This window comes from Arthrobacter sp. 2MCAF15 (assembly GCF_052115605.1).
Classification (GTDB): domain Bacteria; phylum Actinomycetota; class Actinomycetes; order Actinomycetales; family Micrococcaceae; genus Arthrobacter.
This window is the reverse complement of record NZ_JBFRGZ010000012.1, coordinates 57,654-76,628: the sequence shown is the minus strand read 5'-3', so window position 1 is coordinate 76,628 and position 18,975 is coordinate 57,654. Positions and strand designations below refer to the sequence as shown.

At 67.2% G+C, this 18,975-nt stretch carries 17 protein-coding genes; 4 read left to right on the top strand and 13 right to left on the bottom strand.

The genetic code is table 11. The annotated features are described in order from the left end of the window. Position 1: 1 nt before the first annotated feature. Positions 2-808 carry a gamma-glutamyl-gamma-aminobutyrate hydrolase family protein gene (locus AB4089_RS14415; RefSeq protein WP_441409961.1) on the top strand — a complete coding sequence of 269 codons (807 nt, stop codon included), beginning with the start codon at positions 2-4 and terminating at the stop codon, positions 806-808. Here AB4089_RS14415 and AB4089_RS14410 read toward each other — a convergent pair. From AB4089_RS14410 to AB4089_RS14385, 6 genes are read right to left on the bottom strand one after another with little or no spacing between them, the layout of a single operon-like run. After that, a complete protein-coding gene (locus tag AB4089_RS14410) occupies positions 792-1,826 on the bottom strand; it encodes a Gfo/Idh/MocA family oxidoreductase (RefSeq protein ID WP_441409960.1) in 1,035 nt (344 codons plus the stop codon). The genes AB4089_RS14415 and AB4089_RS14410 overlap by 17 nt on opposite strands. Next, positions 1,823-2,608, bottom strand: coding sequence for a TIM barrel protein (locus tag AB4089_RS14405; RefSeq protein WP_441409959.1), 786 nt, complete (start codon positions 2,606-2,608; stop codon positions 1,823-1,825). Before AB4089_RS14405 ends, AB4089_RS14410 begins: the two co-directional genes overlap by 4 nt. Then, positions 2,608-3,711, bottom strand: a complete 1,104-nt coding sequence (locus AB4089_RS14400; protein WP_441409958.1) for a Gfo/Idh/MocA family oxidoreductase — start codon at positions 3,709-3,711, stop codon at positions 2,608-2,610. The genes AB4089_RS14405 and AB4089_RS14400 overlap by 1 nt, the downstream gene beginning before the upstream one ends. A gap of 32 nt (positions 3,712-3,743) precedes the next feature. Further along, positions 3,744-4,661 carry an ATP-binding cassette domain-containing protein gene (locus tag AB4089_RS14395; protein ID WP_441409957.1) on the bottom strand — a complete coding sequence of 306 codons (918 nt, stop codon included), beginning with the start codon at positions 4,659-4,661 and terminating at the stop codon, positions 3,744-3,746. A 13-nt stretch (positions 4,662-4,674) separates the two neighbouring features. Beyond that, on the bottom strand, positions 4,675-5,724 hold the full coding sequence (locus AB4089_RS14390) for an ABC transporter permease (RefSeq protein WP_441409956.1): 1,050 nt from the start codon (positions 5,722-5,724) through the stop codon (positions 4,675-4,677). 53 nt (positions 5,725-5,777) lie between these two features. Next, positions 5,778-6,776, bottom strand: coding sequence for a substrate-binding domain-containing protein (locus tag AB4089_RS14385; RefSeq protein WP_441409955.1), 999 nt, complete (start codon positions 6,774-6,776; stop codon positions 5,778-5,780). 346 nt (positions 6,777-7,122) lie between these two features. On the opposite strand from AB4089_RS14385, the gene AB4089_RS14380 reads away from it, so the two are divergent. Together AB4089_RS14380 and iolB are read left to right on the top strand one after the other, a co-directional pair. After that, positions 7,123-7,863 (top strand): GntR family transcriptional regulator, encoded by a 741-nt coding sequence (locus tag AB4089_RS14380; RefSeq protein WP_441409954.1) that lies wholly within the window; start codon positions 7,123-7,125, stop codon positions 7,861-7,863. 145 nt (positions 7,864-8,008) lie between these two features. After that, complete coding sequence (iolB, locus tag AB4089_RS14375; RefSeq protein ID WP_441409953.1) at positions 8,009-8,905, top strand: 5-deoxy-glucuronate isomerase; 897 nt, start codon at positions 8,009-8,011, stop codon at positions 8,903-8,905. A 35-nt stretch (positions 8,906-8,940) separates the two neighbouring features. Here the strand turns inward: iolB and AB4089_RS14370 are convergent, their stop codons facing one another. Beyond that, entirely contained in the window at positions 8,941-10,170 is a 1,230-nt protein-coding gene (locus tag AB4089_RS14370; RefSeq protein ID WP_441409952.1) for an MFS transporter, read from the bottom strand. A gap of 179 nt (positions 10,171-10,349) precedes the next feature. Here AB4089_RS14370 and AB4089_RS14365 point away from each other — a divergent pair, with 179 nt between their 5' ends. Next, positions 10,350-10,799 carry a MarR family winged helix-turn-helix transcriptional regulator gene (locus tag AB4089_RS14365; RefSeq protein WP_441409951.1) on the top strand — a complete coding sequence of 150 codons (450 nt, stop codon included), beginning with the start codon at positions 10,350-10,352 and terminating at the stop codon, positions 10,797-10,799. 106 nt (positions 10,800-10,905) lie between these two features. Here the strand turns inward: AB4089_RS14365 and AB4089_RS14360 are convergent, their stop codons facing one another. The 6 genes from AB4089_RS14360 to iolD form a co-directional block, all read right to left on the bottom strand. Then, positions 10,906-12,396, bottom strand: coding sequence for a sugar porter family MFS transporter (locus tag AB4089_RS14360; RefSeq protein ID WP_441409950.1), 1,491 nt, complete (start codon positions 12,394-12,396; stop codon positions 10,906-10,908). Beyond that, a complete protein-coding gene (locus AB4089_RS14355; RefSeq protein ID WP_441409949.1) occupies positions 12,393-13,268 on the bottom strand; it encodes a sugar phosphate isomerase/epimerase family protein in 876 nt (291 codons plus the stop codon). The genes AB4089_RS14360 and AB4089_RS14355 overlap by 4 nt, the downstream gene beginning before the upstream one ends. Before the next feature lie 85 nt (positions 13,269-13,353). Continuing rightward, complete coding sequence (locus tag AB4089_RS14350; protein ID WP_441409948.1) at positions 13,354-14,367, bottom strand: Gfo/Idh/MocA family protein; 1,014 nt, start codon at positions 14,365-14,367, stop codon at positions 13,354-13,356. 16 nt (positions 14,368-14,383) lie between these two features. Beyond that, on the bottom strand, positions 14,384-15,295 hold the full coding sequence (locus AB4089_RS14345) for a sugar phosphate isomerase/epimerase family protein (RefSeq protein WP_441409947.1): 912 nt from the start codon (positions 15,293-15,295) through the stop codon (positions 14,384-14,386). Positions 15,296-15,443: 148 nt separating this feature from the next. Then, positions 15,444-16,976: a CoA-acylating methylmalonate-semialdehyde dehydrogenase gene (locus AB4089_RS14340; protein ID WP_441409946.1), complete on the bottom strand. Its 1,533-nt coding sequence runs from the start codon at positions 16,974-16,976 to the stop codon at positions 15,444-15,446. Between the two features lie 36 nt (positions 16,977-17,012). Beyond that, the gene (gene iolD, locus AB4089_RS14335) at positions 17,013-18,941 is read right to left on the bottom strand and encodes a 3D-(3,5/4)-trihydroxycyclohexane-1,2-dione acylhydrolase (decyclizing) (RefSeq protein WP_441409945.1); all 1,929 of its coding nucleotides are present in this window, start codon (positions 18,939-18,941) and stop codon (positions 17,013-17,015) included. Between the last annotated feature and the right edge of the window lie 34 nt (positions 18,942-18,975).

Genomic DNA, 18,975 nt, shown 5'->3' with positions numbered 1-18,975 from the left:
CATGCAGACTTCCCGCAACCTCGCCGGCGCCCGGCCGCGCATCGGCGTACCTGTCCGCCTCAGCAGCTCCGCCGACCCCGACCCGCGCGTGGCGGAGGCCAACGGATTGTTCGAGTACATCGTGGAGCTGCTGCGGGAGGGCGGCGGCGAACCGGTGCTGCTCACCGCTGTGGAGCCGGCCGACGGCGGCCTGGCCGCGGCGCTGGCGTCCCTGGACGGCGTCGTTCTTCCCGGTGGCGGCGACCTCGACCCCGGCCTCTACGGCGAGGAACAAACCGATCTTTGCTACGACGTCAATCCCGCCCAGGACGCGCTGGACGTTGCGGTGGCGCGGCAGGCGATCGACGCCGGTCTGCCCGTGCTCGGCATCTGCCGCGGGCACCAACTGCTCAACGTGCTCTACGGCGGGACCCTGGTCCAGGACATGGCGCCGGGGACAGTCGTGCACCACGAGACCGCGCCGGTGCACGGGGCCGGACCGTGGGCGTGGCATGAGGTCGGCGTGCAGGCCGGCTCCAGGGTGGCTGCCTTGTACGGGAGCGAATCCGGTGCCGTGAGCGTGAAGATCGCGTCCGGCCACCATCAGGCCGTGGCCCGGGTGGCCGAAGGTTTGAGGGTGACGGCCGTGGCCGAGGACGGGACCGTCGAGGCGCTGGAGGATCCGGAGCGCTGGGTGGCCTCGGTCCAGTGGCACCCCGAGGCGCTGGAAATCCCCGCCGGAGAGCGGCTCGCCCCCTTCCGGGCCTTCGTCGACGTGGGCCGGGCTCAGGGACAGAGCTCAGGGCCAGGGCTCACCTGGCGACGCTGAGGGCCACGCGGACCGGCACGCCGGTGGCGAGCGATTCCTGGGCGGCGTCTGCCACCCGGGAGGCCGCCACGGCGTCTTCCGGGGTGCAGGGGTTCTCCCGGCGGCCAAGGATCAGTTCCACGAAGGCGGCCATCTCGGACCGGTACGCCGCCTCGAACCGCTCGGCGAACGTCAGGTGCGGCTTTCCGGCGGGGAAGGTGATCCCTGCCTCGGCGGAGGCCAGCGCCGTCTTGTCGTCCAGGCCCACCATCAGCGAGGCCCGGGAGCCCTGGATTTCGAGCCGGACATCGTGGCCGGCCCCGTTGTAGCGGGTGGCGGAGACCGTTCCCACGGTGCCGTCGTCGAACGTCACCAGCGCGAGGGCCGTGTCCACGTCGCCGGCTTCGCCAATGGCCGGATCTCCGTTGTTGGAGCCCCTGGCGTACACCTCGACGATTTCGCGGCCCGTGAGCCAGCGCAGGATGTCGAAGTCGTGGACCGAGCAGTCGCGGAACAACCCGCCGGAGCTGGCCAGGAACTCCACCGGCGGCGGCGTCATGTCGCACGTGACGGCGCGCAGGGAGTGGATCCAGCCCAGTTCGCCGGCCTGGTAGGCGCGGCGTGCCTCGAGGTAGCCGGCGTCGAACCGGCGCTGATGCCCGATCTGCACCACGCCCTGGCGCTCCCGGACGTAGTCGAGCACGGGCAGGGCGTCGGCCACGTTCAGGGCCACGGGCTTCTCGCAAAACACCGGGATCCCGGCGTCCACGCCGGCCTTGATGAGCTCGGGGTGGGTTCCGGTTCCCGTGGCGATGACCATGCCGTCCAGCCCGGAGCCCAGCAGGGCCTGGACCGACGGGAGGAATTCGGCGCCAAGACCGGACGCCACGGCACGGGCGTGCTCTTCGGCGACGTCCGTGAGCCGGAGCCGGACGTGGATCCCCTGCGGATTCAGGACCTCGTTGAGGGCGGCGATGTTGTTGGCGTGCATGACGCCGATCCGCCCAACGCCGACGAGGCCGAGTACGACGTCCCTCATGCGGCTGCCCTCGCGGTCACGGTGAACGCTGAGCGGAAGGCCTCCAGGGCCGCATAGCTGTCTCCACTGGCCCATGCTTCCATGCCCACTGTCCCTTCGTAGCCGGCGTCGGCGAGTGCCCTGGCGACGGCCGCGTAGTTGATTTCGCCGGTCCCGGGTTCACAGCGGCCAGGAACATCCGCCACCTGGATTTCACCGATGTACGGCAGGGCGCTCCGGACGAGTTCGATCAGGTTCCCCTCCCCCATTTGGGCGTGGTAAAGATCCAGCATGAGGCTGGCGTTCGGATGCCCGGCGGCCTGCACCAGCGCCAGGGTGTCCTTGGCACGGGCCAGCGGGATGCCGGGGTGGTCAAGGATGGTGTTGAGGTTCTCGAGGCAGAAGGTCACGCCGTGTTTCTCACCCAGCTCTCCGAGCCGTTCCAGGGTCCGGGCGCCGGTGGCCCACATGTGGCCGCTGGACCGGTAGACCGGCCGCGCCGCCTGGCCGTCGACCAGTTCGGCCGGGTGGACCACCAGCCGGCTGACGCCAAGCTCCAGTGCGGTGGGGATCAGGGTCTCGGCCGTCCGCACCACGTCATCCGCCGTGTCCGGATCCACGAGGCTGCCGGCGGTGTATCCGGTCATGGACGAAAACACCGCCCCGGTGGCCTTGAGCGCGCCGATGTCTTTGGAGCGCGAGTCCCAGAGTTCGACGTCGAAGCCCGCCTCGTGGATCCGGCGCACCCGCTCCGTGAACGGCAGGTCGGTGAAGACCATCTCGGCGCAGACGGCAAGCCGCATTAGAGGACCGCCTTCTCGTTGACGGCCACTGTGTTGACCGTTGCCGGGGTCCCCTGCTTGACCGACTCGATGCAGGCCAGGGCTACGGCCAGCGCGCGCCGGGCGTCATTGGCCACCGGGGTGAGGGTGAACGGCTTCGACGGCGGCACTGTTCCGTCGCGCCGGGCGCGCACCGCGTCGGCGAAGTCCACGAGTTCATCGGTGTAGGCCTGCCGGAAGAGTTCGACGTTCAGCCGTGGAGTGTCGGCGGACATCCCCTCGGCGGTGAACCGGCGGGCGGCGGTTTCGGTGGACCGTCCGGCCTGGACCATGCCGCGGGAACCGAAGACCTCGCCGCGGATGTCGTAGCCGTAGAGAGCGCTGAAGTTTGCCTCGGCGACGGCGATCGCGCCGTTGCTGTAGCGGATGGTCACGACGGCGGTGTCCAGGAAGCCCTGGTCCCGCAGTCCCGGCTCCACGAGCGCGTCGGCGACTGCGTAGACCTCCACGGGCTCGGCGCCTTCGTTGAACCAGTTGAGGGTGTCGAAGTCGTGGATGAGGGTCTCGAGGAAGACCGTCCACGCCGGGATCCTGGCGGCGTGGCCGATGCTTCCCGTGCCCGGGTCCCGGGTCAGTGAACGCATCAGCTGGGGCGTCCCGGCAATTCCGGCGGCGAGGTCCTTCTTGGCTGCCTGGAAGTCGTCGGCGTACCGGCGGTTGAAGCCGATCTGGAAGTGCACGCCGGCGGCGTCGACGGCGGCAAGGGCGGCGTCGAGTTCCTGGAGCCCCAGCCCGGCGGGCTTTTCGCAGAAGACGTGCTTTCCGGCGGCCGCGGCCTGCCCGATCAGGGTGGAGTGGAAGCGGGCGGGGCTGGCGATGACGACGGCGTCGATCTCCGGGTCGGCCAGGAGGTCGGCGGCGTCGGCGGTCACCTTCGCGGTGCCCAGGGTGCCGGCCAGTGCCTCGGCGGATTCCAGGTTGGGATCCGCGATGGCGGCCAGGACGGCGCCCGGGACCCGGCGGGCAATGCTTTCGGCGTGGAAAGCGCCCATCCAGCCGGAGCCGATCAGCCCGATCCGTACGGGCTGGGCGGCGTCGGACGGGGTGCGGTTGAGGTAAGCCAAAGGCCTGTCCTTTCTAAGATTTGGGACGGTACTTACGCGTACGTGTTACCGGTCGTCTGGGCCACGTCGGCGACTTCGCCCTGGACTTCTTTGACGATGTCGCCGTGGCCGCCGAGTTGTTCGAGTTCGTGGGCGAGTTCGGCGAGTTCGGCGCCGCCGGCCATTTGGGCGGTGAGTTCGTCCAGGGTGATGTCCTTCTTGTCGTAGTAGCCGATCGACTTGCCGCGTTTGAGCAGCAGGAACCGGTCCCCGACGGGGAAGGCGTGGTGCGGGTTGTGGGTGATGAAGATGACGCCCAGGCCGCGGTCGCGGGCCTGGAGGATGTAGCGCAGGACCACGCCGGACTGCTTCACGCCCAGGGCCGCGGTGGGTTCGTCCAGGATCAGGACCTTCGCGCCGAAGTACACGGCGCGGGCGATCGCGACGCACTGGCGTTCACCGCCGGAGAGCTGGCCGATGGGCTGCTCGACATCGCGCAGGTCGATGCCCATCGCGGCGAGTTCCTTGAGCGTGATTTCCTTCATCTTGTCGACGTCCATGCTCTTGAACGGGCCGAACCCGGACGTGAGTTCGGAGCCGAGGAAGAAGTTCCGCCAGATCGGCATCAGCGGCACCACCGCGAGGTCCTGGTAGACGGTGGCGATGCCCACGTCCAGGGCGTCGCGGGGGGAGGTGAATTTCCGGTCCTCGCCCATGACTTTCAGGGTCCCGGCGTCGTGCTGGTGCAGGCCTGCGATGATCTTGATCAGGGTGGACTTGCCCGCGCCGTTATCGCCCAGGACGCAGGTGACGCGGCCGTTGTCCACGGCCATGGTGACATCGGAGAGGGCGATGATGTTCCCGTAGTGCTTGGCCACCCCGTCCAGGGAGAGCAGGTGCACCGGGGTGTGGGTGAGGGGGTCTTTTTCGTTCTGCAGCAGGGTCTGCTGGTCGATCTCTTTGGCATTCATTTCCGGGCCCCTTTTACTTCAGTTCCGCGCGGCGCTTGACGATGAGGTTGACGATGGTGGCCAGCAGCAGCATCAGGCCCAGGAAGAACTTGAACCAGTCCGGGTTCCACTGGGCGTAGACGATGCCCTTGTTGGCCATGCCGAAGATGAACGCGCCGATCGCGCCGCCGATCGCCGAGCCGTATCCGCCGGTCAGGAGGCAGCCGCCGATCACCGCGGCGATGATGTAGAGGAACTCGTTGCCCACGCCCTCACCGGACTGCACGGCGTCGAAGGCGAAGAGGTTGTGCATGCCCAGGATCCAGGCGCAGAACCCCACGGCCATGAACAGGCCGATCTTGGTGGCCTTGACCGGCACGCCCACGGCGCGGGCCGCGTTCGCGTCCCCGCCGACGGCGAAGATCCAGTTCCCCACCCGGGTCCGCATCAGCACCCAGGTCGCCACCGCGACGAGCGCGAACCAGATGAACACGGTGATTTTGACCTCGACCCCGCCGATGCTGATCGAGGAGGCGAAGACCGCATGGGCGGAGGCGAAGCCGTCCATGGACGAGATTGACGGTGAGGACACCGAGCCGCCGATCAGCCGGGTCAGGCCCAGGTTCAGGCCGGTCAGCATCAGGAACGTGGCCAGGGTCACGATGAAGGAGGGCAGCTTGGTCTTGATCAGGATCCAGCCGTTGATGAACCCGATCGAGAGGGACACCACCAGGGCAAGGCCCACGCCGACCCAGACGTTGGTGCTGAAGTTCCAGCTGAACAGCGACGCGGTCAGCGCCGAGGTGATCACCGCGACGCCGGTGGAGAGGTCGAACTCCCCGCCGATCATCAGCAAGGACACCCCGACGGCCATGATCCCGATCGTGGAGGAGCCGTACAGGATGGTCGCGAAGGCGTTGGGCTGGGTGAACGTCGGGGACACCAACGCGAAGAAGATGAAAAGGACGATCGCGCCCACCAGGGCACCGACCTCGGGACGTCCCAGCAGTTTCTGGAACGGACTGCGCTTGGCGACGCGCTCATCGGGCGCCGGCGACTTTGTCTTTGTCTGGGTGATGGTCATGATGATTCTCCTTGCTGCCGGGCCGGCACAGGGCCGGCCCGGCCAGCGGACTGTTAGCGGATACCCTGCTGGGCGAACTTCAGGACATCAGCCGCATTGCTCTTGTCTACGATGCTCGGGCCGGTGAGGACCGACTGTCCGCCGCCCAGCTTGAATCCGCCGCGCTTGTTCTGCCACAGCGCATCAACTGCGCTGTAACCCTGCAGCCACGGCTGCTGGTCCACGGTGAAAAGGACAGCTCCGTCAACGATCTTCTGGGCGAGATCCGCGTTCAGGTCGAAGCTTGCTACCTTGGCGGAGCTGCCGGCATCAGTGACCGACTTGAGGAGCGTGAGGGTGATGGGGGCGCCGAGGCCGATGATGACGTCGGCGTCCTTGGAAGCCTGGAGCTTGGCGGTCGCCGTGGACTGAACAGCGGTCATGTCCTTGCCGTCGACGTACAGAATTTCCGTTCCGGGCACCTTGGCCTTGACGCCGGCGCAGCGTGCTTCAAGGCCAACGTGGCCCTGCTGCTGAATCACGCAGACCGGGTGTTTGTAGCCCTCCGCCGCGAGCCTGGTGCCGACCGCCTCGCCGGCGAGCTGCTCGTTGGAACCGAAGTGGGTGAAGGCACCGAGTGCCTGGGAGACGCCTTCACCGGCGTTGAGGCTTACGACGGGAATGCCGGCGTCGGTGGCCTTCTTCAGGACGTCCTTCAGGGCGTCCGGCGTGGCGAGGGTGACCGCGATGCCGTCAACCTTCTGGTCGATGGCCTGCTGGACGAGCTGGGCCTGCCGGCCGGCTTCGGGATCGGACGTGTACAGGAGTTCAACGTTGTCTTTCGCCGATGCCTCCTCGGCGCCCTTGCGGACGATGTCCCAGAAGGTATCGCCGCCCGAGGCGTGGGTGATGAGGGCGACCTTGAGCCGGGGCGTCGAGACGGCCTGGCCGCCACCGCCGGCTGCGTTGCCCGTGTCTGCGGGCTTGCCGCCAGTGCTGGAACAGGCGCTAAGGGCCATCATCGGAACGACGGCGGCCACCAGCGCCGCCTTCCGCCAGGAAAACTTCTTCACGATAAATCTCCTTTGATTCGGGCTACCCCGCACGCTTCATCACGCCGGTCCGTGAGCCTTCTCCACTGATCATGGTGACTCCGATCACAGTTGTCAATAGTTTGTCCTGACATTAGGATGTTTTGACGTAACGCAGCGCGATTCAGTCGACATTTTGGCGGGGTCGATCATTCAGGAAGGGCCCACCAACCCCTTACTCCCCCGGCGTCGAACGCCAACCCTTGGCCGCCCACGGCAGCCCTGCTACTATCAGAAAAAGGCAGTATGTCCTATCAAGCGAACATAGCCTGACATACGCGGACAGGCTGGCACGTCGGCCGCCGCGGAGCACAAGGGAGCGCGCCCAGTGGCGAATCAACTAAATCTGCGGATCGACCGTTCTTCCCCCGTACCGCTGTACCACCAAGTGGTGCAGGGCATCGAGGCCGCGATCCACACGGGGCTGCTGGAGCCCGGCAGCCGGCTGGAAAATGAGATCGACCTGGCCGCCCAGCTCAATCTTTCCCGCCCCACCATGCGCAAGGCCATGGACGAACTGGTCCGTTCCGGGCTCCTGGTCCGCAAGCGCGGCGTGGGCACGCAGGTGGTGTCCAGCCAGGTCCGCCGACCGCTGGAGCTCTCCAGTCTCTACGACGACCTCAGCAACAACGGCAGCAAGCCCACCACCGATGTGCTGAGCTTCTCGCATGAGGAGGCGGACGCGGCGATCCGGACGGCGCTGCAGCTTCCAGCCGGCGCCAAGGTGTACCACTTCGCCAGGCTCCGGAAAGTCGGCGGCAAGCCGCTGGCCCTGATGGAGAACTGGGTGCGCGATGACATCACCTCCATCGACGAGGCAAGCCTGGCCGGACAGGGCCTCTACGCGATCCTGCGCAACGGCGGCGTGAACTTCCGCCTGGCCTCGCAGCGGATCGGCGCCATGATCGCCAACGACTACCAGGCGCCCCTGCTTGAGACCACGCCCGGCTCCGCCCTGGTCACCATGGAGCGCACCGCCGTGGACGACACCGGACGCATGGTGGAAACCGGCCACCACGTCTACCGGGCGGATTCCTACAGCTTTGAAATGACACTGGTTCAGAGATAAGAGTTCAGAGATAAGAGCCCAAAGACAGGGGCTCACAAGTAGGCGTCCAACCATAGGCGCGTGAGAGCGCCAACTACGGGCGCCACCGTCTCCAACCCCGCACACACGCGCCTTCCTCCGGCGCGACAACGAAAGGACAGCTTCCATGGCCAACTGGGTCTATCCGCTCGGCACTGCCGCCGAAGGCAAGTGGGACATTTCGATCGGGACGTCCGATTCCGCATTGGCGGTGGACGGCTGGGCACACACAGGACTGAAGGTCGCCACCTTGGCGGCCGGCGGCGCCGTCGGACTGGAAGCCGCTGCGGAGGAACGCATCGTGATCCCGCTCAACGGCTCCTTCGTGGCGACCGTGGACGGCCAGGACTATCCGCTGGCCGGCCGGGACAGCGTCTTCGGCGGCCCCAGTGATGTGCTCTACACGGGAACCGGCAAGGCGGTGACCATCGCCTCGGCCGACGGCGGCCGGGTGGCGGTAGCCACGGCCCCGGCCAAGGCCTCCTACCCGGTCCGCCTCGTCTCGGCCGCTGAGACGCCGGTGGAACTGCGTGGAGCGGGCAACTGCTCGCGCCAGGTCCACAATTTCGGTACCCCGGCGGCGCTGGAGGCGGACCGCTTCATTGTCTGCGAGGTCCTCACCCCGGCCGGCAACTGGTCCTCCTATCCCCCGCACAAGCACGATGAGGAAAAGGACGGCGAGACCAGCCTCGAGGAGATCTACTACTTCGAAACCCGGGTGACGCCCGGAGCGCCGCGGCGCCCGGGCCCCGAGGACGCCATCGGCTACCAGCGGGTCTACGCCTCCGATGAGCGGCCCATCGACGTTTCGGCCGAGGTCCGGACAGGCGACGTCGTCCTGGTGCCCTACGGCTGGCACGGGCCCGCCATGGCCGCCCCCGGCTACGACATGTACTACCTCAACGTCATGGCAGGACCGGGCCAGGTCCGCGAGTGGCTCATCAGCGACGACCCGCACCACGGCTGGATCCGCCAGACCTGGGAGGGCCAGGACCTGGACCCGCGGCTGCCGTTCGGCCGCTAGGCCCGCTGCTGTTAGGCCGTTAGGCCGTTAGGCCGTTAGGCCGCCTGCAGCTCGGTCTCGGCCTCGGCGTCGGAGCTGTCGACGTCGGCCGGCCGGCCGGCGTCGTGCTTCTTGGCAGCGGCGGCCGCGAACGCCATGACCACCAGGCCCAGCAGGGTGATCCCGGCACCGGCCCAGATCGGCGAGGTGTAGCCGAGGCCGGCGGTGATGGTGACGCCGCCCAGCCAAGCCCCCAGGGCATTGCCGACGTTGAAGGCGGCAATGTTGGCGCCGGAGGCCAGGGTGGGAGCGCTGCTGGCGTACTTCATCACGCGCATCTGCAGCCCGGGAACCGTGGCGAAACCGAAGCCGCCCAGCAGGACCATGGTGGCGATGGTCATCGGCTGGTTGCCGGCGGTCAGGGCGAAGGCCACGAGCACCGCCACCAGGACCGCGAGCACCACCAGCAGGGTGCGGTCCACATTCTTGTCGGCCGCCTTGCCGCCGAGGGTGTTGCCGATGAAGAGCCCGACGCCGAAAAGGATCAGCAGCCACGGGACGGTGGTGGCGGAGAAGCCGGTGACCTCGGTGAGGGTGAAGGCAATGTAGGTGAAGGCGCCGAACATGCCGCCGTAGCCGAGGACGGTGACCAGGATGGAGAGCCAGACCTGCCCGGACCGGAAGGCCCGGAGCTCGCCGCGCAATCCGCCCGTGGCAGAACCAGTGCCGGTCTCCCCGGAGCCGGTTTTCGGGACGAGGGCGAGGATGCCTGCCAGGGCAAGGACGCCGATGACGGTGATCGCCCAGAACGTGGCCCGCCAGCCCGCGGCCTGGCCCAGCATGGTGCCGAAGGGGACACCCAGGACATTGGCCGCCGTGAGGCCGGTGAACATGATCGCGATCGCGCCGGCCTTCTTGTTGGGCGCCACCATGCTGGCGGCCACCACGGCACCGATGCCGAAGAATGCCCCGTGCGCCAGCGCGGCAATAATACGGCCGGCCATCATCAGCCCATAGTCGGGGGCGAGCGCCGAGACGAGGTTGCCGGCGATGAAGAGCACCATCAGCACGGCCAGTACCGGCTTGCGCTCGAACCGCGTCACGGCCGCGGTGAGGCCAAGCGCTCCCACCACGACGGCGAGCGCGTAGCCGGAGATGAGCCAGCCCGCGGTGGCCTCGGTGACGTGGAAGTCTGCGGCCACTTGCGGCAGCAGGCCCATGATGACGAACTCGGTGAGTCCGATGCCGAACCCGCCGAGGGCGAGGGCTATCAGGCCAACAGGCATGGAGGTGCTCCTTACAAAGCTGTACGGAAAGGGGTATGGCGCGTAAGCTAGTAATTGCAGACGCGTTATTTATTGATGTACAACAAATTGTTGCACAAGCAGATACAGCGCGCAAGCAACTATTATTTGATGTGTCCGGCACCACCCCGCCGGGCACGCGAGCTGAAGGGAATCAGCAGATGGGCATCAAGGACGACGCCGTCGAGGTCCGGGCGCAAGGCTGGCGGACCCTGGCGGCCCTGCACGGCCTGATCGAGGCCGAGCTGGAGCGTTCCCTGCAGGCCGAGGCGCAGCTCTCGGTGGTGGAATACACCGTGCTGGACGCGCTCAGCCGGCAGGACGGCTGGCATATGCGGATGCAGCAACTGGCCCGTGCCACGGCGCTGAGCGCGAGCGCCACCACGCGGCTGGTCAACAGGCTCGAGGACCGCGGGCTGCTGACCCGGATCCTGTGCGCGGACGACCGCCGCGGGATCTACACCGAGCTCACGCCCAGCGGCATCACGCTGCTCGAGCAGAGCAGGCCGGTCCACGACGCCACGCTGGAGCGGGCGTTGGCCGAGGCCCAGGAAGTGCCGGAACTGGCACCCCTGGTGGACGCCCTCCCCCGGCTGCACGTAGGCGTCTAGCGCTGCCACGCCTCGCCCGAAACGCAGTAAGAACGCAGAAGAGCCCCGCCCCACGAACATCCGAGGGGCGGGGCTTTCGGTTTGTACGGCTGGACGCTTTATGTGGCTAGACGGTAACCGGTTGCTTGGCGGCGGCCTGTTTGAAGAAGTGTTCCAGGTCCTCCAGGCTCTTGCCGCGAGTCTCCGGGACCACGCGCTTCACCCAGACGATGGCGGCCAGCTGGAGCGCGACGAAAATGAAGAAGGTCGCCGAGACGCCAATCCAGGACACCATCTGCGGGAAGAAGAACCCGATCAGGAAGTTGATCATCCACAGCACGAACACGCAGATGCCCATGGCGATGCCGCGGACGTGCAGCGGGAAGATTTCGGCCATGGTCAGCCATGTCACGGTGCCGATGCAGGCCTGCATCGAGGCGAGGAACGTGACCATGAACAGCAGGACCAGGTAGCCGCGGAGGATGCCTTCCGGGATGAGCAGGGAGATGACGCCGATAGCCAGCAGGGACGTTGCCGTGCCGGCCAGGCCGGCGATCAGCATCGACTTCCGCGGCAGGCGCGACATCAGGGACATCCCGACGACGACGGCGACCACCGAGGTGACGCCGTTGACGACGTTGGCAATCAGGGCGCCCTGGTCGCCGAAGCCGGAGCTGGAGAGGATGGAGGTGCCGTAGTACATGATGGCGTTGACGCCGCTGATCTGGTTGATCACGGCCATGCCCAATCCGACCACGAAGATCCGCCGGATCCACGGCACCGTGAGGTCACGGAAGGTGCCGAGCTTGGATTGGTAGTCCTCCCGGGCGGCCTGCCGGACCTCGTCGAACTCGGTGGATACGTCCTCCGCGGCACGGGTCCGGCGCAGCACCTCGAGGACTTCGCCGAAGCGGCCGGCGGAGGCCAGCCAGCGCGGGCTTTCCGGCAGCAGCAGCATGCCAAGCCACAGTACGACGGCCGGCAGCGTGGCGATGACCAGCATCCACCGCCACACGTGGGAGGCCTCAGGAAAGGCGTTGCCCAGCACGGCGTTGAACGTGAAGGCCAGGAACTGACCGGTGACAATCATGAGCTCGTTTTGCGTCACGATCCGCCCGCGCTGGGCTGACGGGGACATTTCGGCCAGGTACACCGGAACGATCACCGACGCGCCGCCGACGGCGAGGCCGAGCAGGGTGCGGGAGGCGACGAGCATTTCGGTGCTGGGCGACAGGGAGCAGGCGATGGCGGCCACCGCGAAGATGATCGCGAGCCCCATGATGGTCCTGCGCCGGCCGAAGCGGTCCGAGAGCCTGCCTGCCGAGATGGCGCCGAACGCCGCACCGAACAGCAGGGTGGAGGTTACCAGCCCTTCGGTCAGCGGGGTGAGGCCGAGGTCCCGCTGCATGAACGGCAGGGCGCCGTTGATCACACCGGTGTCATAGCCGAAGAGGAGACCGCCGAACGTGGAGAAGAGCGCCACCCGCCGCATGAAGCCTCTGGGATTGGACGCTCCGCCCGGAGCCGGGTGCGTCAGGGCTTGGTCGAAATCCCTTGAGGCGGGCTCTGTTGTGTCCGATTGTGTTGTGGCGGATGCCGTTGCGTCCCCCGCCCTCATAGGCTCGCCTTCGCGACGCGCTGCTGCATCGTCTCCAGCTGGTAGCGGGAGACCTCCGCGGCGTTGTCGTCCTCCGCGAAGACACTGGAGACCATAACGGTGTCCTCGCGGTCCAGGAAGCCGATTTCCTTCAGGCCACCGAAGAACTCGTCCCAGTTGACGTCGCCGTCGCCGATCTTCAAGTGCTGGTGCACCCGCACCGGGTTGCCGGGCGGGTTGGTGATGTAGCGCAGCCCGTGCGAGGCGTGGTGGTTCATGGTGTCGGCGACGTGGACCAGGCGAAGCTTGTCCCCCGCGGCCCGCATGATCTCCAGCGGCTCGTTCTTCATGTGGAAGCTGTGCGAGGCCACGTAGACCAGGCCAACGTTCTTCGAGTTCAGCCCGCGGATCACCCGGATCGCGGCGAGGCCCTCCTCGACGAAGTCATCCGGATGCGGATCGATTAACAGGTCGATCCCCTCCCGCTCGATGATGGGGAGCAGTTCCTCCATGGAGCGGTAAAAGGCGCGCTCGGATTCCTCGGCCTTCTCCGGCCGGCCGCTGAACTCGGTGTTCATGGTGCCCACGCCGAGGTCCACGGTGATCTGGATGGCGCGCTTCCAGTAGCGGACGGCGGCCTCGCGGGCGTCCTCGTCCGGCCCGGACCATCGCAGCACGGGCAGCACCGAGGCGATTTCGATTCCCGCGTCCTTGCAGGCCGCCTTCAGCTGGCCCACCAGCTCGTCGTCGGCCTTCGGGTGGTTGAAGAACGGGATGAAATCGGCGTGCGGGGTCATCTGCATGTACTTGTAGCCGAGGTCGGCCACCACGCGAGGGAACTCAAGGAGTCCGTGGCTGTGGTGGAACGGCGTGGGGTCAAGGGCGATTTTCACGGTGGACACTCCATTGTGGATCTGGTGGGCGTGCGGCCGGCCGGCTGCCCTCTGTGCAATACAGGGCGGCCGGCCGGCAGAGGTTCTAGCGGTAGAGGGCGGGCTTGGCGTTGAGCTTCACGGCGACCTTTTCGCCGTTCTTCTGCGCCTCGACGCCGGCCTCGCAGCAGGCGGCGGTGGCGTAACCGTCCCAGGCGGTGGGGCCGCCGATCTCATCACGGAGGGCGGCGTCCACCCAAGACTGGATTTCGACGTCGTACGCTGCACCGAACCGCTCCTCGAAGCCGGGGGTGACGTTGCCGCCCCAGCGGCCGTTGCTGCGGGTGTACGGGCCCTGGTCGCCGCCGATGCTGACGATGCCGTCCTCGAAGGAGGCCTGGGTGGCCACCTCGTAGCCGAACTTCGCGTTGACGTAGATCTCGACGTCGGCCAGGACGCCGGACTCTGTCTCGATCAACACGTGCTGCGGGTCGTGCTGCCCGGCCGGGGCGTTCCGTGTGGCCTTGCCCAGGCGGACCTGGACCGAGATGATTTCCTCGCCGGTGAAGTAACGGATGGCGTCGAATTCGTGCACCACGGAGTCGTTGATGAGCATCTCGTTGGTGAAGCCCGCCGGGGTGGTGGGGTTGCGGTGCTGGTGGTGCAGCATGAGCAGTTCGCCGAGTTCGGAGTCGCGGATGATCTTGCCAAGCGCGGCGTATTCGGCGTCGAAGCGGCGCATGAAGCCGACCTGGATGCGCTTGTGGCCCAGCTGCTGCTCGGCCTCGACAATCTTCCAGGACGACTCGGCATCCGGGGTGAGCGGCTTCTCGCAGAGGATGGGGATGTCCTTGGCGATCGCCTTGAGCAGGATATCCTCGTGCAGGAACCCGGGGGTGGCGATCAGCACGGCGTTGACGTCGCCGTTGTTGAGGGCTTCTTCGGCGTCGGCGAGGGCGACGGCACCGGGAATGCCTTCGATCGCGGCTTGGGCGCGGGCGAGGTCGACGTCGACGACGGCGGCGACTTCAGCGCCGTGGATGCGGGTGTTGAGCCGCTGGATGTGGTCTGCGCCCATACGGCCGGCGCCGATGACAGCTACGCGGAGGGTCTTGGTCATGATCTTGTCCTCAGTTCTAGTTGACGGCCGTGCGGGAGCCGCAGGAGAGCAGGTAGTTCCGGGTGCGCTTGGCGATCGGCATGGGCACGTCGAAGGCCACGGGGTACATGTCCTGTTCCACAATGCCAAAGATCGGCCGGTTCAGCGCCTCGACAGCTTCGATGACGGCGCGCAGGTCCGGCAGGCCGTTCGGCGGCTCGGTCATGACACCGGCCAGGTTGGCGGCAGCCCAGGTCATGTTTTCCGCGTTGACCTTTTTCAGGATGTCCGGGTTGATCTGCTTGAGGTGCAGGTAGCCGATCCGGTCCGGGTAGTTCTTGATCAGCTCAAGGCTGGAGGCCCCGCAGTATTCGGCGTGACCGGTGTCCAGGCACAGGTTGAGGTACTTGGCGTCCGTCGCTGCGAGCAGGGTCTCGATGTCCTCCTGCGCACCGACATGGGAGTCGGCGTGCGAGTGGAACTGCTGCTTCAGGCCAAAGTCCTCCAGCAGCGTCTTGCCCAGGCGGTTGTGGCCGGCGAACAAGTCGCCCCACGCCTTCTCGGTGAGGGTGCCGCTTTCGACGGCCTCGCCTGTGACGTCGTCGCGCCACATGGCGGGAATGACCACGATGTGTTCGCCTCCCATGGCCGCTGTGAGTTCGGCGACCTTGCGGGCCGGCTCCCACGCCGTTTCCCACTGGTCCAGCCCGCGGTGGAACGCTGTGAAGACCGTTCCGGCGGTGACCTTCAGGTCGCGGGCCTTGAGCTCCTCGGCCAGCCGGGTGGGATCGTTCGGCAGGTAACCGTACGGTCCGAGTTCGATCCACTTGTAGCCGGATTCGGCGACCTCGTCGAGGAAGCGTTCCCAGGGGGTCTGCTTGGGGTCATCCGGGAACCAGACGCCCCAGGAGTCCGGCGCGGTGCCGATGATCAGCTTGTTCTCAGCCATTTCCATTCCTTCTCATCGATTGCTCCGCAGGTGCCCTTTTGGACGTTCAAAACGGCAGTTACGGAGCAATCGATCATGGTTGTTGGGTGTGGGCCCACGCCGCCAGGGTTCCCTGGCCGAGCTTGCGAGGCCAGGGTGGCGGTGGGGATCAGTTGGAGGGGAAGTTGTAGGAGGCGCCGGAGGCGTGGGTGGGTTCGGGCCACCGGGAGGTGACGACCTTGCCGCGGGTGTAGAAGGACACGCCTTCGGGGCCGTAGATATGCTTGTCGCCGAACAGCGAGGCCTTCCAGCCGCCGAAGGAGTGGTAGGCCACCGGCACGGGCAGGGGCACGTTGATGCCGATCATGCCCACGGTGACGGAGCGCTGGAACTTCCGGGCCGCGGCGCCGGAGGAGGTGAAGATCGCGGTGCCGTTGCCGTAGGGGTTGGAGTTGATCAGGGCGATGCCGGCGTCGAGGTCCTCGACGCGGACGACGACGAGGACGGGGCCGAAGATTTCCTCGGTGTAGGCCGTCATTTCGGTCTTGACGTGGTCCAGGACGGTGGGGCCGACCCAGAATCCGTCCTCGTGGCCGGGGACCACGAGGTCACGGCCGTCCACCACCATGGCCGCGCCCGCGGTTTCGGCCTCGGTGACGATCTTCACGATCCGTTCCTTGGACGCCGGGGTGATCACGGGTCCCATGTCGGCGCCGGGGGCGGTGCCGTTGTTGACCTTGACGGCGAGGGCGCGTTCTTCGACCTTCTTGACCAGCAGGTCCGCGGCATCACCGACGGCGACGGCGACGGAGATCGCCATGCACCGTTCGCCGGCGGAGCCGAAGGCGGCGGCGGCGAGGTGGTCGGCGGCGTTGTCGAGGTCGGCGTCGGGCAGGATGATCGCGTGGTTCTTCGCGCCTCCCAGGGCCTGGACGCGCTTGCCGTGGGCGGTGGCGGTCTCGTGCACGTACTTCGCGATCGGGGTGGAGCCGACGAAGGAGATGCCGTCCACATCCGGGTGCGTCAGCAGGCCGTCGACGGTTTCCTTGTCGCCGTGCAGGACCTGGAACACGCCGTCGGGCAGGCCGGCCTGCTTCCAGAGCTTGGCCAGGAGCATGGAGGCGGAGGGGTCGCGCTCGGAGGGCTTGAGGATGAAGGCGTTGCCGGTGGCGATCGCCATCGGGGCCATCCACAGCGGCACCATGACCGGGAAGTTGAACGGGGTGATGCCGGCGACGACGCCGAGCGGCTCGCGGAAGGAGAAGACGTCGATGCCGGTGGAGACCTGGTCCGAGTAGTCGCCCTTGAGCAGCTGCGGAATGCCGCACGCGAACTCGATGACCTCCAGGCCGCGGCCGATCTCGCCCTTGGCGTCGGAGAGGACCTTGCCGTGCTCGGCGGTGATCAGCTCGGCGAGCTCATCCACGTGCGCCGCGACCAGTTCGCGGAACTTGAAGAGCACCGCGGTGCGCTTGGCCAGGGAGATGTCGCCCCAGGAATCGGCGGCGGCGCGGGCGGCAGCGACCGTGGCGTCGAGGTCTTCCCGGTTGGCCAGCCGCAGCTCGCCCGAGACGGCGCCCGTGGCGGGGTTGTAGACGGGCTGGGTGCGGGTGCCGGTGCCTGCGGTTTCGGCGCCGTTGATGAAGTGCTGGATGGTTTTGGTGCTCTGGGTCTGGGTGCTCTGGTCAGTGGTGGCAGTCATGGGACTCTTCCTTGAGTTTGTTGAAGTTCGAGGGGGTTAGCCGAGCAGCTTGCGCTGGCGGCCCTTGTGGTCGACGTAGGTCTGGAACGCCTGCTTGGTGGACTCGAGCTCGGAGACCTGGGAGACCGGAACGTCCCACCACGACTCGGAGCTGGGGGCGTCCAGCAGCGGGTCGGATTCGACGTGGATGACGATCGGTCCGCCGTTTTCGGGGGCGGCCTTGGCATCGCGGATGGCCTGCTCGAGCTCGGCGATGACCTTCTCCCCTGGTTCGATCCGGATGACCTTCACGCCCAGGCTTTCGGCGTTCAGGGCCAGGTCCACAGGCAGCCGGTCGCCGTCGTCGAAGCTGTGCTGTTCCTGATCCAGCGCCCGGTACTGGGTGCCGAAGCGCTGGGAGCCGAGGGATTCCGAGAGCGAGCCGATCGAGGCGTAGCCGTGGTTCTGGATCAGGACGACGATCAGCTTGATCCGCTCGGCGACGGCGGTGACGAGTTCGGTGTGCATCATCAGGTAGGAGCCGTCCCCCACCATCACGACGACGTCGCGCTGCGTCCCGCCTTTCGCGGCTTCGGCCAGGGCTGCGCGCTTGACGCCGAGTCCGCCCGGGATTTCGTAGCCCATGCAGGAGTAGGCGTATTCGACGTGGTAGCCGAACGGGTCCCGGACCCGCCACATCTTGTGCAGGTCGCCCGGGAGGGAACCGGCGGCGCAGATGACGACGTCCTGGGCGTCCATGGCGCGGTTCGTGGCGCCGATGATCTCGTTCTGTGCCGGCAGCGGTGTGAAGCGGGTGTCGAAGGCTTCGTCCACGGTGGCGTTCCAGCGGGCCTTCTCATTCGCGATCTGCTGTTCGAGGTCCGCGCCGATCCGGTAGCCGCCGAGGGCCCGGTTCAGCTTCACCAGGGCCTTGCGGGCGTCCGCCACGATCGGCAGGGAGGTGCCGTGTTTGTAGGCGTCGATCGGGGCGACGTTGATGTTGATGAACTTCACGCCCGGGTTCTGGAACGCCGTCCGGGACGCGGTGGTGAAGTCCTCGTAGCGGGTGCCGATGCCGACAATCAGGTCCGCTTCGGCCGCGATGGCGTTTGCCGCCGTCGTGCCGGTGGAGCCGATCGCGCCGAGGGAGAACTTGTGGTCCCATGGCAGGACGCCGACGCCGGCCTGGGTGTTGCCGACCGGGATTCCGGTGAGCTCGGCGAACTTGGCCAGTTCCTCGTTGGCGTAGGCGTAGAGCACGCCGCCGCCGGCGATGATCAGCGGGCGTTTGGCGGCGCGGATGGCGTCGGCGGCACGGCGGATGTCCTCGTCGTCGGCGTCCGGGCGGCGAATCCGCCATTCGCGCTCGGCGAGGAATTCCTCGGGCACGTCAAACGCCTCGGCCTGGACGTCCTGCGGCAGCGAGATGGTGACGGCGCCCGTCTCGGCCGGGTCGGTGAGGACGCGGAGGCCGTGGTGGAACGCGGAGAACAGCTGCTCAGGCCGCGAGACGCGGTCGAAGAACTTGGACAGCGGCCGGAAGGCGTCATTGACGGTGATGTCGTAGGCGTAGGGCTGCTCGAGTTGCTGCAGTACGGGGTCGGCGGCGCGGGTGGCGAACGTGTCGGACGGCAGCAGCAGGACCGGCAGCCGGTTGGTGGTGGCCAGCGCCGCACCGGTGAGCAGGTTCGAGGAACCCGGGCCGATCGAGGTGCTGATCGCGAAGGTCTGGCGGCGCCGGGTGTGCCGGGCGAAGCCGACGGCCTGGTGCGACTGGGCCTGCTCGTTGCGGCCCTGGTAGTACGGCATGATTCTCGGGTCGAGCTGCTGGTACTGCTTGAGCGCCTGGCCGACGCCGGCGACGTTGCCGTGGCCAAAGATGCCGAACGTGCCCGGAATCAGGCGTTCCCTGAAGTCCTGGCCGCCGACCGAATCGACGGTGTACTGCTTGGACAGGTATTCCACGACAGCCTGGGCGACTGTCATTCTGCGTGTTCCTGAGGCAGTTCTCATTCCCATG